Origin of the sequence: Plastoroseomonas hellenica (genome assembly GCF_018129085.1) — a bacterium.
GTDB classification, from domain to species: domain Bacteria; phylum Pseudomonadota; class Alphaproteobacteria; order Acetobacterales; family Acetobacteraceae; genus Plastoroseomonas; species Plastoroseomonas hellenica.
The window spans coordinates 84,318-96,674 of record NZ_JAAGBB010000003.1; the positions used below are offsets into that span (position 1 = coordinate 84,318).

The following is a 12,357-nucleotide window of genomic DNA, read 5'->3' on the forward strand; positions in this document are numbered from 1 at the left end:
GGCTCATGAGCGCCAGAGACAAAGCCCCTCCCATCCCGCCTTTTCCGGGCCTCGACATCCTGAGCGAGGAGACGGTGTGGAACGGCCGCTTCCCGCTGCAGCGCATCCGCTTCCGCAAGCGCCGCTTCGACGGCGGCAAGGGCGGCGAGCTGACCTGGGAGCTGTGGCGCCGCGGCTCCGCCGTCGCCATGCTGCCCTATGACGCCGTGCGCGACCGCGTCGCGCTGATCGAGCAGTTCCGGCTGCCCGCGCATGCGGCCGGGCTGCATCCGATCGTCACCGAGGTCGCCGCCGGCCTGCTGGAGCCCGACGAGGATCCGGAGGCCGCGGCGCATCGCGAACTCACCGAGGAGACGGCGCTCGTCGCGACCGGCCTCGAGCGCATCGGGCGCTATATCCTGGCCCAGGGCGGCTGCGATGAGGTGATCACCCTCTTCGCCGCGCGCTGCGCGTTGCCGGATGATGCCGCGACCCTCGCCGGGCTCGCCACCGAGCATGAGGATATCCGCCTGCTGATCCTGCCGGCCGAGGAAGCGCTCGCGATGCTGGACGACAACCGCATCGAGAACGCGACCGCGGCGCTCTGTCTCCACTGGCTCGCGCGCCATCGCGCGCGGCTCAAGCGCGAATGGGTATGAGATGCCGACCGAGATGCTGTTCCGCGAGGATGCCTATGCGAAGGACTGCACCGCCCGCGTCGTCGCCGTCACCGAAGCCGGCATCCTGCTCGATCGTACCGTCTTCTATGCCAATTCCGGCGGCCAGCCGGGCGATGCCGGCACCCTGAGCTGGGAAGGCGGCAGCCTCGCCATCGCCGATGCGCGGAAGGGGCCGGAGGACACCGTGCTGCATCTCCTGCCAGCCGATGCCGCGCCGCCGCCGGAAGGCGCCGAGGTCACGATCGCGCTCGACTGGGAGCGCCGCCACAGGCACATGCGCATGCACACGACATTGCATCTGCTCTGCAGCATCCTGCCCGGCATCTACGCGACCGGGAACCAGATCGGCGCGGAGAAGTCACGCCTCGATTTCGACCTGCCCGAGCCGCCGCCGAAGGAGTGGTTCACCGAGCAGCTGAACGCCCTGGTCGCGGCGGCGCACCCGACCGGCGAGCGCTGGATCACCGAGGCCGAGCTCGACGCCAATCCGCAGATGGTGCGCACCCTCTCGGTGCAACCGCCGCGCGGCGCCGGGCGCATCCGCCTGGTGCGCATCGGACCGGAAGATGCGCCGGTCGACCTGCAGCCCTGCGGCGGCACCCATGTGCGCAACACGGCCGAGATCGGCCGCGTCGCGGTCACCAAGCTGGAAAGCAAGGGCCGGCAGAACCGCCGCATCCATATCGTCCTGGAGGAATAGTCATGTCCCCGCTGATCACCGCCGCGGAACTGCAGGCGGCGCTCGGTCGCGTCGTGGTCTTCGACGCCACCTACTACCTGCCGAACGAGAACAAGAACGGCGCCGAGGAATTCGCCCGCGCCCATATCCCCGGCGCCCGCTACTTCAACATCAACGAAGTCGCGGACCAGGATACCGACCTGCCGCACATGGTGCCGACCGCCTTCCGCTTCGCGAAGCTGGTGGGCGCCATGGGCGTCGCCAACGACAGCCATGTCGTCTTCTACGACCAGACCGGCACCACCCGCGCCCCGCGCGGCTGGTGGATGTTCCGCCTCTTCGGCCATGAGAAGGTGCAGGTGCTGGATGGCGGCCTGCCCGCTTGGCGGGCTGCCGGCCTGCCGCTCGAATCCGGCGTGCCGGCGCCGGCGACGCCCGCGAGCTTCACCCCCGATTTCCGGGCCGAGCGCCTGAAGGGCATCGGCGACATGAAGCGCATCGTCGCCGATGGCAGCGCCCAGGTCATCGATGCCCGCGCCCGCGGCCGCTTCGAAGGCACCGCGCCGGAGCCGCGCGCCGGCCTGCCCAACGGCCATATGCCGGGCGCCGGCAACCTGCCGGTCACCGAGATCATGGGCCCCGACGGCCGCCTGCTGCCGCCCGAGACCCTGCGCGGCCTCTATCAGGCCGCCGGCGCCGATGGCGCCCGCCCGCTGGTGATGAGCTGCGGCAGCGGCGTCACCGCCTCCGCCCTCGCGCTCGGCGCGGTGGTCGCGGGCCTGCCCGAGCCCGCCGTCTATGACGGCAGTTGGACTGAATGGGCGCTGCGCGCCGAAACCCCGAAGGTGACCGGACGATGAGCGACGACGACCACAAGGGCCAGCATTTCGCGACCCGCCTCTCGCATGGCGGCCGTGCCGGTACCCGCATCCATGGCTTCGTGAATCCGCCGGTCCATCGCGGCTCGACGGTCCTCTACCCGAGCTGCGAGGCGCGGCGCGACGCCGGTGCCCGCCGCTTCGAGCAGTTCATGACCTATGGCACCCAGGGCGGGCCGACGCATTACGCCTTCGAGGACATGATCGCCGAAATCGAGGGCGGCACGCGCGCCATGATCTACGGCACCGGCCTCGCCGCCGTCGCGGTGCCGCTGCTCGCCTTCCTGAAGGCGGGCGAGCATTGCCTGATGCCGGACAGCGCCTATGGCCCGGCGCGCGCCGTCGCCGAGGGGCTGATGACCGGCTTCGGCATCGAGACCACCTTCTATGACCCGCTGATCGGCGCGGCCAGCCTCGCGGCTCTGATGCGCCCGAACACCAAGGTCCTCTACCTGGAAAGCCCCGGCAGCCACACCTTCGAGGTGCAGGACGTGCCGGCGCTGGCCGAGGTTGCGCATGCGCGCGGCGCCAAGGTGCTGATGGACAACACCTGGGGCATCCATCACTTCCAGCCCTTCACCAAGGGTGTCGATGTCTCGATCCAGGCGTTGACCAAGTATGTGGGCGGCCATTCCGACCTGCTGCTCGGCAGCGCCACGGTCAACAACGACGCCGACTGGCAGCGGCTGCGCAGCGCTTCCTCCCAGCTCGGGCAGTATGCCTCGCCGGATGACGTCTGGCTGGCGATGCGCGGGCTGCGCACCATGAATGTCCGCCTCAAGCACCAGGAGCAGGCAGGGCTCGAGGTCGCGCGCTGGTTCGAGGGGCGGCCGGAGGTGCTGCGGGTCCTGCACCCGGCGCTGCCGAGCCATCCGCAGCACGCGCTCTGGAAGCGCGACTTCAGCGGCGCCTGCTCGCTCTTCGGCGTGGTGTTCCAGCCGCGCTACACGATCGAGCAGCTCTTCGCCGCGATCGACAGCCTCAAGCTGTTCGGGATCGGTGCGAGCTGGGGCGGCTATGAGAGCCTGGCGCTGCCGACCACGGGCTTCATCACCCGCAACGCGACCAGCCCGGATCTCGGCGGCCCGACCGCCCGCTTCCATATCGGGCTCGAGGACATCAGGGACCTGATCGCGGATCTGGAGGCGGCGCTCTCGAGGCTCGGCTGAACGTCAGAGGGGGAGGCGTAGCCCTCCCCCCCATAAGCCGGGGATACAAACGGCACGCGTACTTCCCGCGTGCCGAGCGCCCGAATGGGCGCCGCCGGTAGTCCGGCGTCACGCCGGAGGCGTGCCTTCGGCACGACGCGTCCGAGGGCAGATTTAACTCAGACCGGCTCGCGCGACTCGCCCGTGGCCGTCTCGGCGTCGTCTTCAGCATCGGCGGCATGGCCGTTGGCGTGGCCGTTCATCTCCGGCTGCTCGCCGCCTTCCGGCTGGTCGCCGCCGTCGGGCTGGTTCTGATAGCGGCGCCCCTGGGGCTGCTGCGGCGGCTGCTGTTGCGCCTGGTTCATGGCGTTCAGGATGCGGAAGTAGTGCTCGGCGTGCTGGAAATAGCTTTCGGCCATCACCCGGTCGCCGCCGCCCGTGGCATCGCGCCCGAGCTGGAGGTACTTCTCGAACAACTGCTGCGCGGTGCCGCGCAGGCGCATATCCGGACCGCTGCTGTCGAAGACGTGGTTGCGGTTCATCGGCTGATTGCCGTTGCCGCCCCCGCCACCACCGCCGGCATGCCGGAAATTGCCACCACCGCCTCCGTGACGGTGCTGCTGCCCGCCGCGGCCACGCATGCGTTTCATGTTCATTGCTGTTGCGTTCGCCGTCTCGCTCATGCTGCCGCCTGCTCGCCGGCATGCATGCCGGACGCGTCAGGAAGGCAGCCGTTACAAGGACACGGGCCGGTCTTCCGGCACCGTTGGTTGCTGGTCTCTTGCCTGCACCGTTGCTTCGTCCGGCGATCCGTCCCCGGCAATCCCGATCATCGGGTCCGCCGCTATGTCCGGATGCTCCACGGGGGCGCCTCGCGCCCCCCGGGGCCGTGCCCGGAAGCTAGCCGCAGGGCGGCGCCAGGCCAAATGCTTTTTTCAGGGGGGTGCCTGCAGGGCAAGGGCCCGTGCAATGCCACCAAGATCGGCCCGCGCCGGCCCAGGTTCAAGCCCTGCCGCGTGGGCCAGGGCCGCGACCGCATCCTCCTGCCCCGCCCCGAGCTCCAGGATCGCCCAGCCCGAGGGCATCAACAATTCCGGCAGCACCGCCGCCAGCCGCCGATAGGCATCGAGCCCGTCCGGGCCGCCATCCAGCGCCGAAGCCGGCTCGAACCGGGCGACCTCGGGCATCAGCGCCGGAATGGCGCCGCTTTCGATGTAAGGCGGGTTGGACAGCACCAGGTCGAAGCGGCCGCGAATCGCGGCCGCCCAGTCGCCGGCGAGGAAGGCGGCCCGGTCGGCCAGCCGGTTCCGGGCCGCATTCGCCCGCGCCAGCGCCGCGGCTTCCGGCACCAGATCCACGCCAATCCCGAATCCGCGGGGGTATTCGGCCAGCACGGCAAGCAGCAGCGCCCCGGTGCCGGTGCCGAGATCCAGCACCCGAAGCGACGCTTGGCGGTCCGGGAAGGCGTCCAGGGCCGCCTCGATCAGCGTCTCCGAGTCGGGGCGCGGGATCAGGGTCGCCGGCGAGACCGCCAGGTCGAGGGTCCAGAACCCCCGATGCCCCAGCAGATGCGCCATCGGCTCCCCGTCCAGGCGGCGCTTCAGCAGGTCGGTGAAGCGGGCGGCGGCCTCCGGCGGCACCGCGGCGCGGATGTCCCGGAGCAAGGCATCGGGCGCCACGCCCATGGCCTGCCCCAGCAGCAGCCGGGCCTCGGCGCGCGGCCCCTCGATGGCGGCGGCCCGCAGATGCTGGCCGGCGCGGCAGAGGAAGAAGCCGACAGTCCCCGCGGGGTCGGCGCAGAGAGCATCCCCAAGGCGCGGCCGATTCAGACCTTCGGGCCCTTCGGCCCTGCGGTCATCGGACGCGGTCACAGCCCTTCGGCAGCAAGTCTCGCCGCCTCGTCCTCCGCCAGCAGCGCATCGATGATGTCTTCGAATTCGCCGAGCATCACGCGGTCGATCTTGTGCAAGGTCAGCCCGATGCGGTGGTCGGTGACCCGGCCCTGCGGAAAATTGTAGGTGCGGATGCGCTCGGAGCGATCGCCGGTCCCGACCTGCGATTTCCGGTCCGCCGAGCGCACGCCGTGCAGCCGCGCCCGCTCCGCCTCATAGAGCTTCGCGCGCAGCAGCTTCATCGCCTTGGCGCGGTTCTTGTGCTGCGACTTCTCTTCCTGCATCGCGACCACCGTGCCGCTCGGCAGATGGGTGATGCGCACCGCGGAATCGGTCTTATTCACATGCTGCCCGCCGGCGCCGCTGGCGCGATAGGTGTCGATGCGGAGGTCCTTGTCGTCGATCTGGACATCTACTTCCTCCGCCTCCGGCAGCACGGCGACGGTGACGGTCGAGGTGTGGATGCGGCCCTGGGTCTCCGTCGCCGGCACCCGCTGCACGCGGTGCACGCCGCTCTCGAACTTCAGCTTGGCGAAGACACCCCGGCCCACGATCTCCGCGGTCGCGCCCTTCACGCCGCCGAGGTCGCTCTCGTCATAGTCCAGCACCTCGAAGCGCCAGCCGCGGCCTTCGGCATAGCGCTGATAGGCGCGGAACAGCTCGGCCGCGAAGAGCGCCGCCTCGTCGCCGCCGGCAGCCGGCCGGATCTCCAGGATGGCGCTGCGCTCGTCCGCCTCGTCCTTCGGCAGCAGGGCGACGCGGATCTCGCGCTCCAGCGCCGGCACGCTCTCCTTGAGCTGCGCCAACTCATCCTCGGCGAGCCCCCGCATCTCCGGATCGGCCAACATCGCCTCGGCCTCGGCGCGCGCGCGCTCGGCCTCGCGCAGCGCGCCCACCTTCTCGACCAGAGGCTCGATCTCGGAGAGCTCGCGCGACAGCGCGCCGAAGCCCGCGCCATCCGCCGTCGCCAGCAGGTGCCGCAGTTCCTCCGCCCGCACCAGCACGCGGTCCAGTTTGTCCGAAAGGCTCATGCGAGCCGCGCCGCGACCTCATCGATCGCGACGCTCTCCTGGGTGCCGGCGTCGAGGTCGCGGATCTGGGCGCGGCCCGCCGCCATCTCCTCCTCGCCAAGGATCACCGCCGCGCGCGCGCCGATGCGGTTGGCGCGCTCCATGCGGCGCTTGAGGTTGCCCCGATAGGCGATCTCGGCCGCGATGCCGGCCCGCCGCAGCGCCTGCAGCAGGTCGAGTGCTGGGCCTTCCGCGGCGTCGCCGACCGGAATCACCGCGACCGGCCGCGGCGGCCCCGGCGTGCGGCCATTCGCTTCCAGCAGCAGCCCCAGGCGCTCGACGCCCGCGGCCCAGCCGACCGAGGGGGTCGGCGGCCCGCCCATCTCCTCGACCAGCCCGTTATAGCGCCCGCCGGCCATCACCGTGCCCTGAGTGCCGAGCCGCTGGGTCACGAACTCGAAGGCGGTGTGGGAATAGTAGTCGAGGCCGCGGACAATCCCGGGGTTCACCGTGTGCGGCACCCCGAAGGCATCGAGATGGCGCAGCACCGCCTCGAAGAAGGCGCGCGCCTCGGCCGTCAGATGATCGAAGATGGTGGGCGCCGCGGCGACCAGTGGCTTGTCTTGCAGATGCTTGGAATCGAGGATGCGGAGCGGGTTCTTCTCCAGCCGGAGCTGGCTGTCCTCGGAGAGCGCCGTCTTGTGTGCCGAGAAATGCGCGACCAGCGCGGCACGGTAGGCGTCGCGGGATGGCGCATCCCCCAGCGTGTTCACCTCGAGCGTGGTGCCGGCGTCGATGCCGAGCTCCTTCTGGATGTGCCAGCCGCAGGCGATCGCCTCGGCATCGGCCAGCGGCTCGGGGGCGCCCAGGATCTCCAGCCCGATCTGGTGGAACTGGCGGTAGCGGCCCTTCTGCGGCCGCTCGTAGCGGAACATCGGCCCGGCGTAGAAGACCTTGCGCGGCAGCCCACCCTGGACGAGTCCGTTGGAGACCAGGGCCCGGCAGACGCCGGCCGTGCCTTCCGGCCGCAGGGTCACGCTCTCCCCGCCCCGGTCCTCGAAGGAATACATCTCCTTCATGACGACGTCGGAGGTGTCACCGAGGCTGCGGGCGAAGACCTTGGTGTCCTCGAAGATCGGCGTCGCCCATTCCTCGAAGCCATAGAGGGCGCTGATCCGCCGCGCGGCATCGATCACCGCCTGATGTCGGCGGCAATCCTCGCCGATGAGGTCGTGGGTGCCGCGGGCGGGTTGGAACATGGCCATGACGCTGGGCGATATCCCCGTGAGCGCCGGCACGCAAGCGGCGGGTTGGGACGGCGTCCCGCCCCTACTCCGCCGCGATCTTCTCGGCGGCCTTGGCGGCTTCGATCTCCCGGGCCTTCCGCTCCACCAGGCCCACGATGTGCTCGACCATGGCGGCGCCATCGACCGTGTGGTCGGTCTTGCCGGCCGCATAGACCATGTGCCGCCCGGCGCCGCCACCGGTCAGGCCGATGTCGGTCATCAGCGCCTCCCCCGGGCCGTTCACCACGCAACCGATGATGGAGAGCGTGATCGGTGTCTCGATATGGGCCAGGCGATCCTCGAGGGTCGCCACCGTCTCGATGACGTTGAAGCCCTGCCGAGCGCAGGAGGGGCAGGAGATGATCTTCACGCCGCGATGCCGGATGCCGAGGGATTTCAGCATCTCCCAGCCGACATGCACCTCCTCCTCCGGTTCGGCGGAGAGCGAGACGCGCAGCGTGTCGCCGACCCCCGCCCAGAGCAGGCTGCCGAGGCCGATCGCACTCTTCACCGTACCGGTGCGCTTGCCGCCCGCTTCGGTGATGCCGATGTGCAGCGGATGGTCGCAGGCCTCCGCGAGCTGCTGATAGGCGGCGACCGCCAGGAAGACATCGCTCGCCTTCACGCTGATCTTGAACTCGTGGAAGTCGTTCTGCAGCAGGTGGTCGGCGTGCCAGAGCGCGCTTTCCACCAGCGCCTCCGGATTGGGCTCCCCGTACTTCTCCAGCAGGTGCTTCTCCAGGCTGCCGGCATTGACACCGATGCGGATCGAGCAGCCATGGTCGCGCGCCGCCTTCACCACCTCCTTCACCCGCTCCTTGGAGCCGATGTTGCCGGGGTTGATGCGGAGGCAGGCAGCCCCCGCCTCGGCGGCCTCGATGGCGCGGCGGTAGTGGAAGTGGATGTCGGCCACGATCGGCACATTCACCTCGCGCACGATCTCGTGCAGCGCGGCGGTGCTCTCCTCGGTCGGGCAGCTCACGCGGACGATGTCGACGCCGGCGAGCTCGGCGCGGCGGATCTGCGCGATGGTGGCCGCCGCATCCTCGGTCGGGGTGTTGGTCATGGTCTGCACCGTGATCGGCGCATCGCCGCCCACCGGCACCCGACCCACCATGATCTGGCGGGACTTGCGGCGGATGATCTGCTGGTAGGGACGGTAGCTCATACGCTGGCCTCGTGCCGTTCGGACGCGTGGTGGAACGCCACCCCGGATATGGCGGCGTTGCCGCCGGCGCCAAGGCGCCTGGCGCTATTGTGGCTGATAGGGCTGATCGCGAATGACCTGGGGTTCACGCTGCTCACGCTGCGCCGGACGCGGGGGCGCCGGCAGCGGCCCGGCCATCAGACGGTCGGGATCCATCGGGATGTCACGGCGCACCCCCACGATGTTCTGCAGCGCGGGCGCTGGGTTGCCGTCGACCAGCAGCTCCATGCCCTCGGCGCGGCCGGTGGTCAGCATCAGCCCCTCCCGCAGCGGCACCGCCATGGTCTCGCCGGCGCGGAGCACGCGGTCGGTGATGACGCGGTTGGCACGGGTGTCGCGCAACTGGATCCAGGCCTCGCTCCTGCCACGCAGGGTGATACGGGACCCATCGCCTGCCGGCGGCGTGGCTGCCGTCTGGCCGGCTGCGGGCGCGGTTGGCGGTGCTGCGGCCGTGGGCGGAGCGCTCGTCGGCGGCGCGCCCGGGGTTGGCGAAGGTGCTGCCGGCTGAGCGGCGGGGGGCGCCAGACCGCGGGTGGCAGGTGCTGCCGGAGCTTCCGCGGGAGGGGCCACCGCAGCAACCTGGGCGGGTGGGCGTGGGGCGATCTCGTCGGCTGCCTGCTCCAGCCGCGGCGGCAGGGGCGGAACGCCGTCGACCACGCGCGGGCCGCCGCCGGACCAATTGTACCAGAACACATAGGCACCGACCGCCAGCACGGCGCCCGCCAGCATCACCGCGCCCGCGGGCACGCCGCGGCTCGGCACCGGCTCCGGGAAGACCAGATTCGCCTTGGGACCGCCGGGTTCGGAGACCTCGCGGAAGCGGCGCAGGACCTCGTCGGTGTCGAGCCCGAGGGCATTGGCGTAGTTGCGCAGGAAACCCACGACATAGGCCTGCCCGGGGAGGTCCTGCAGGCGGCCTTCCTCCAATGCCTGGAGGTAGATGCGCCGGATGCGGATCTGCTGCGCCATGTCGGCGACCGAGACGCCCAATGCCATCCGCGCCTCGCGCAACTCCTCGCCGAGGCGGGAGGCTTCAGCCGCGGTCAGGTCCGGACGGGCAATGCGCTTCATGTCATTCGGCATCCGGCCTCAATTAGCCCGGCGCGAGGCGCGAATCAAACCCGCGCCGCGAGCGGAGCAAGGCGCGCCACAGGGCTTCATCATATGGTCACCTGGGCCACGGCCGGTCCACGTCGAAGCGATCATGGCCGGCCTTGGCCCGATCACGGGATTCGGGCGTTCTCGGCGATCGGGCTTCAGGCCGGCACGCTTTCGGCTGGGTGCCCCCGGTTCTCGTAGGCCGCCGCGGCCTGATCCACCAGCTCGGCAATGATCGCCGCCACGGGTTCCTCGCGCAGCACCATGCCGACGCTCTGCCCGGCCATCAAGGACCCGTTCTCGACGTCGCCGTCGATCACCGCGCGCCGCAGCGCGCCAGCCCAGAAGTGCTCGATGTCGAGCTGCGCCTCCTCCTTCGCCAGCTCGCCGGAGGTAAAGCGCGCCAGCACCTTGGCCTGGTGCTCCATGAAGCGCCGCGTGCCCTGGTTCACCAGGGCGCGGACCGGTATGACCGGAAAGCGCTCATCGATCTGGACGGTGGGCAGGGCGTCACGGGCGGCGGCCCGGATGAAGGCCTGCTTGAACTTGGGGTGCGCGATGCTTTCGGTCGCGCAGACGAAGCGGGTGCCAAGCTGGGCGCCGGCCGCCCCCATCTCCAGGTAGGAGAGGATGGCTTCGCCGCGCCCGATGCCGCCGGCGACGAAGACCGGGACATCGCGGATATGCGGCAGAATCTCCTGCGCCAGCACGTTCAGGCTGACCGGGCCGATATGCCCGCCGGCCTCGCTGCCCTCGATCACCAGGGCATCGGCGCCGGAGCGCACCAGCTTCTTGGCCAGCGCGAACGCCGGCGCGAAGCAGATCACCTTCGCGCCCCCCTCCTTCGCCCGCCGGATCGCGGGGCCGGGCGGGATGCCGCCGGCGAAGACGATATGGCCGACCTTGGCCTCGAGGCAGACCTCCACCAGCTCCATCAGGTTCGGATGCATGGTGATGAGGTTCACGCCGAAGGGCCGGTCGGTCAGCGCCTGGGTCGCCGTGATCTCCTCGGCGAGGCGCGGCGGCATCATCGCCCCGCAGGCGATCACCCCGAAGGCGCCGGCATTGGATAGCGCCGCGACCAGGTGGCGCTCGCTCACCCAGCTCATGGCGCCGCCCAGCAACGCGTAGCGGGCGCCGAGGAACTCGGCGCCGCGCGCCATCAGCCGCGTGATGGCGGCGTGCCCGTGCATGGCCATTCAGCCCGGCCCGTCCAGGCCGTAGGCGGTGTGCAGCGCCCGCACCGCGAGCTCGGTGTATTCGACGCCGACCAGGACGCTCACCTTGATCTCGCTGGTCGAGATGACCTGGATATTGATGTTCTTCTCGGCCAGCGCCTTGAACATGGTGTTGGCGATGCCCGCATGGCTGCGCATGCCGATGCCGACGACGCTGATCTTGGCGACGTCCGGATCGGCGATGATCGCCTCATGCCCGAGATCGGCCTGGGCCCGCTCCAGGGTGACCCGGGCGCGGGCGAGATCCGCCTTGCCGACCGTGAAGGTCATGTCGGTGGAGCCGTCCGCGCCGATGTTCTGCACGATCATGTCGACATTGACATTGGCCGCCGCCAGCGCGCCGAACACCGCGGCCGCGATCCCCGGCCGGTCCGGCACCCGCCGCAGCGTCACCTTCGCATCGTCGCGGGAATAGGCGATGCCGCTGACCACTGGCTGTTCCACGATCTCGTCCTCATCCACCACCAGGGAGCCTGGCTTGTCCTCGAAGCTCGACAGCACCTGCACGCGCACCCGCTGCTTCATCGCGAGCTCGACCGAGCGGGTCTGCAACACCTTGGCACCCACCGACGCCAGTTCCAGCATCTCCTCGTAGGAGATCTTCTCGAGCTTGCGGGCGCGCGGCACGATCCGGGGATCGGTCGTGTAGATCCCGTCCACGTCCGTATAGATGTCGCAGCGATCGGCCTGCACTGCGGCGGCGATCGCGACCGCCGAGAGGTCCGAGCCGCCGCGGCCGAGCGTGGTGATGCGGTTGCGGGCGGGTTCCACCCCCTGGAAGCCGGCGACCACTGGCACCTGGCCCTGGGCCATGCGCTCGATCAGAAGCGAGCCGTCGATCGCCTCGACCCGCGCCTTGCCATGCGCGCCGTCGGTGGTGATCGGAACCTGCCAGCCCTGCCAGGACCGGGCATCGATGCCGATGGTCTGCAGCGCGATCGCCAGCAGCCCGGTCGTCACCTGCTCCCCCGTCGCGACCACGGCGTCGTATTCCCGGGCGTCATGCAGCGGCGACAGCTCCTGGCACCATTTGACGAGCTGGTTGGTCACCCCCGCCATGGCGGAGACAACGACGGCGACCTCGTTCCCAGCCTCCACCTCCCGCTTCACGCGGTCGGCGACGTTGCGGATACGGTCCAGATCGGCGACGGAGGTGCCGCCGAACTTCATCACGATGCGGGCCATGGGCCTGGTGCGCTTCCCGGTCGGTCAAGGAAAACGGAGCGCCGGCGGTTGCGCGGCGCTGCGGGGCGGGACAGATA

General features: G+C 70.3%; 12 protein-coding genes. 4 read left to right on the forward strand and 8 right to left on the reverse strand.

The annotated features are described in order from the left end of the window. The first annotated feature begins 5 nt into the window (after positions 1-5). From GXW71_RS03230 to metC, 4 genes are read left to right on the forward strand one after another with little or no spacing between them, the layout of a single operon-like run. A complete protein-coding gene (locus GXW71_RS03230; RefSeq protein ID WP_211850955.1) occupies positions 6-638 on the forward strand; it encodes an NUDIX domain-containing protein in 633 nt (210 codons plus the stop codon). A gap of 1 nt (position 639) precedes the next feature. Next, positions 640-1,359: an alanyl-tRNA editing protein gene (locus tag GXW71_RS03235; protein ID WP_211850956.1), complete on the forward strand. Its 720-nt coding sequence runs from the start codon at positions 640-642 to the stop codon at positions 1,357-1,359. Positions 1,360-1,361: 2 nt separating this feature from the next. Next, positions 1,362-2,198 carry a sulfurtransferase gene (locus tag GXW71_RS03240; RefSeq protein WP_211850957.1) on the forward strand — a complete coding sequence of 279 codons (837 nt, stop codon included), beginning with the start codon at positions 1,362-1,364 and terminating at the stop codon, positions 2,196-2,198. Next, positions 2,195-3,385, forward strand: a complete 1,191-nt coding sequence (metC, locus tag GXW71_RS03245; protein WP_211850958.1) for a cystathionine beta-lyase — start codon at positions 2,195-2,197, stop codon at positions 3,383-3,385. The genes GXW71_RS03240 and metC overlap by 4 nt, the downstream gene beginning before the upstream one ends. A gap of 158 nt (positions 3,386-3,543) precedes the next feature. Here metC and GXW71_RS03250 read toward each other — a convergent pair whose 3' ends face one another. The 8 genes from GXW71_RS03250 to GXW71_RS03285 form a co-directional block, all read right to left on the reverse strand. Next, complete coding sequence (locus GXW71_RS03250; RefSeq protein WP_408901979.1) at positions 3,544-4,047, reverse strand: DUF4167 domain-containing protein; 504 nt, start codon at positions 4,045-4,047, stop codon at positions 3,544-3,546. A gap of 252 nt (positions 4,048-4,299) precedes the next feature. Beyond that, complete coding sequence (gene prmC, locus GXW71_RS03255; protein WP_246526251.1) at positions 4,300-5,109, reverse strand: peptide chain release factor N(5)-glutamine methyltransferase; 810 nt, start codon at positions 5,107-5,109, stop codon at positions 4,300-4,302. A gap of 122 nt (positions 5,110-5,231) precedes the next feature. Then, positions 5,232-6,287 carry a peptide chain release factor 1 gene (prfA, locus tag GXW71_RS03260; protein ID WP_211850959.1) on the reverse strand — a complete coding sequence of 352 codons (1,056 nt, stop codon included), beginning with the start codon at positions 6,285-6,287 and terminating at the stop codon, positions 5,232-5,234. Further along, entirely contained in the window at positions 6,284-7,531 is a 1,248-nt protein-coding gene (hisS, locus tag GXW71_RS03265; protein WP_211850960.1) for a histidine--tRNA ligase, read from the reverse strand. The genes prfA and hisS overlap by 4 nt, the downstream gene beginning before the upstream one ends. Before the next feature lie 64 nt (positions 7,532-7,595). Next, positions 7,596-8,720 carry a flavodoxin-dependent (E)-4-hydroxy-3-methylbut-2-enyl-diphosphate synthase gene (gene ispG / locus GXW71_RS03270; RefSeq protein ID WP_211850961.1) on the reverse strand — a complete coding sequence of 375 codons (1,125 nt, stop codon included), beginning with the start codon at positions 8,718-8,720 and terminating at the stop codon, positions 7,596-7,598. A gap of 84 nt (positions 8,721-8,804) precedes the next feature. After that, a complete protein-coding gene (locus GXW71_RS03275; protein WP_211850962.1) occupies positions 8,805-9,830 on the reverse strand; it encodes a helix-turn-helix domain-containing protein in 1,026 nt (341 codons plus the stop codon). A 185-nt stretch (positions 9,831-10,015) separates the two neighbouring features. Next, positions 10,016-11,050 carry an NAD(P)H-dependent flavin oxidoreductase gene (locus tag GXW71_RS03280; protein ID WP_246526235.1) on the reverse strand — a complete coding sequence of 345 codons (1,035 nt, stop codon included), beginning with the start codon at positions 11,048-11,050 and terminating at the stop codon, positions 10,016-10,018. Positions 11,051-11,056: 6 nt separating this feature from the next. Further along, positions 11,057-12,280, reverse strand: coding sequence for an aspartate kinase (locus GXW71_RS03285; protein ID WP_211850964.1), 1,224 nt, complete (start codon positions 12,278-12,280; stop codon positions 11,057-11,059). Positions 12,281-12,357: the final 77 nt, after the last annotated feature.

Excerpts from the sequence above, each read along its gene's own strand:
- GXW71_RS03235 (WP_211850956.1), top strand. The coding sequence starts at position 640 with ATGCCGACCGAGATGCTGTTCCGCGAGGATGCCTATGCGAAGGACTGC.
- GXW71_RS03230 (WP_211850955.1), top strand. The coding sequence starts at position 6 with ATGAGCGCCAGAGACAAAGCCCCTCCCATCCCGCCTTTTCCGGGCCTC.
- ispG (WP_211850961.1), bottom strand. The coding sequence starts at position 8,720 with ATGAGCTACCGTCCCTACCAGCAGATCATCCGCCGCAAGTCCCGCCAG.
- GXW71_RS03275 (WP_211850962.1), bottom strand. The coding sequence starts at position 9,830 with ATGAAGCGCATTGCCCGTCCGGACCTGACCGCGGCTGAAGCCTCCCGC.
- GXW71_RS03280 (WP_246526235.1), bottom strand. The coding sequence starts at position 11,050 with ATGCACGGGCACGCCGCCATCACGCGGCTGATGGCGCGCGGCGCCGAG.
- metC (WP_211850958.1), top strand. The coding sequence starts at position 2,195 with ATGAGCGACGACGACCACAAGGGCCAGCATTTCGCGACCCGCCTCTCG.
- hisS (WP_211850960.1), bottom strand. The coding sequence starts at position 7,531 with ATGGCCATGTTCCAACCCGCCCGCGGCACCCACGACCTCATCGGCGAG.
- GXW71_RS03250 (WP_408901979.1), bottom strand. The coding sequence starts at position 4,047 with ATGAGCGAGACGGCGAACGCAACAGCAATGAACATGAAACGCATGCGT.
- prfA (WP_211850959.1), bottom strand. The coding sequence starts at position 6,287 with ATGAGCCTTTCGGACAAACTGGACCGCGTGCTGGTGCGGGCGGAGGAA.
- GXW71_RS03285 (WP_211850964.1), bottom strand. The coding sequence starts at position 12,280 with ATGGCCCGCATCGTGATGAAGTTCGGCGGCACCTCCGTCGCCGATCTG.
- GXW71_RS03240 (WP_211850957.1), top strand. The coding sequence starts at position 1,362 with ATGTCCCCGCTGATCACCGCCGCGGAACTGCAGGCGGCGCTCGGTCGC.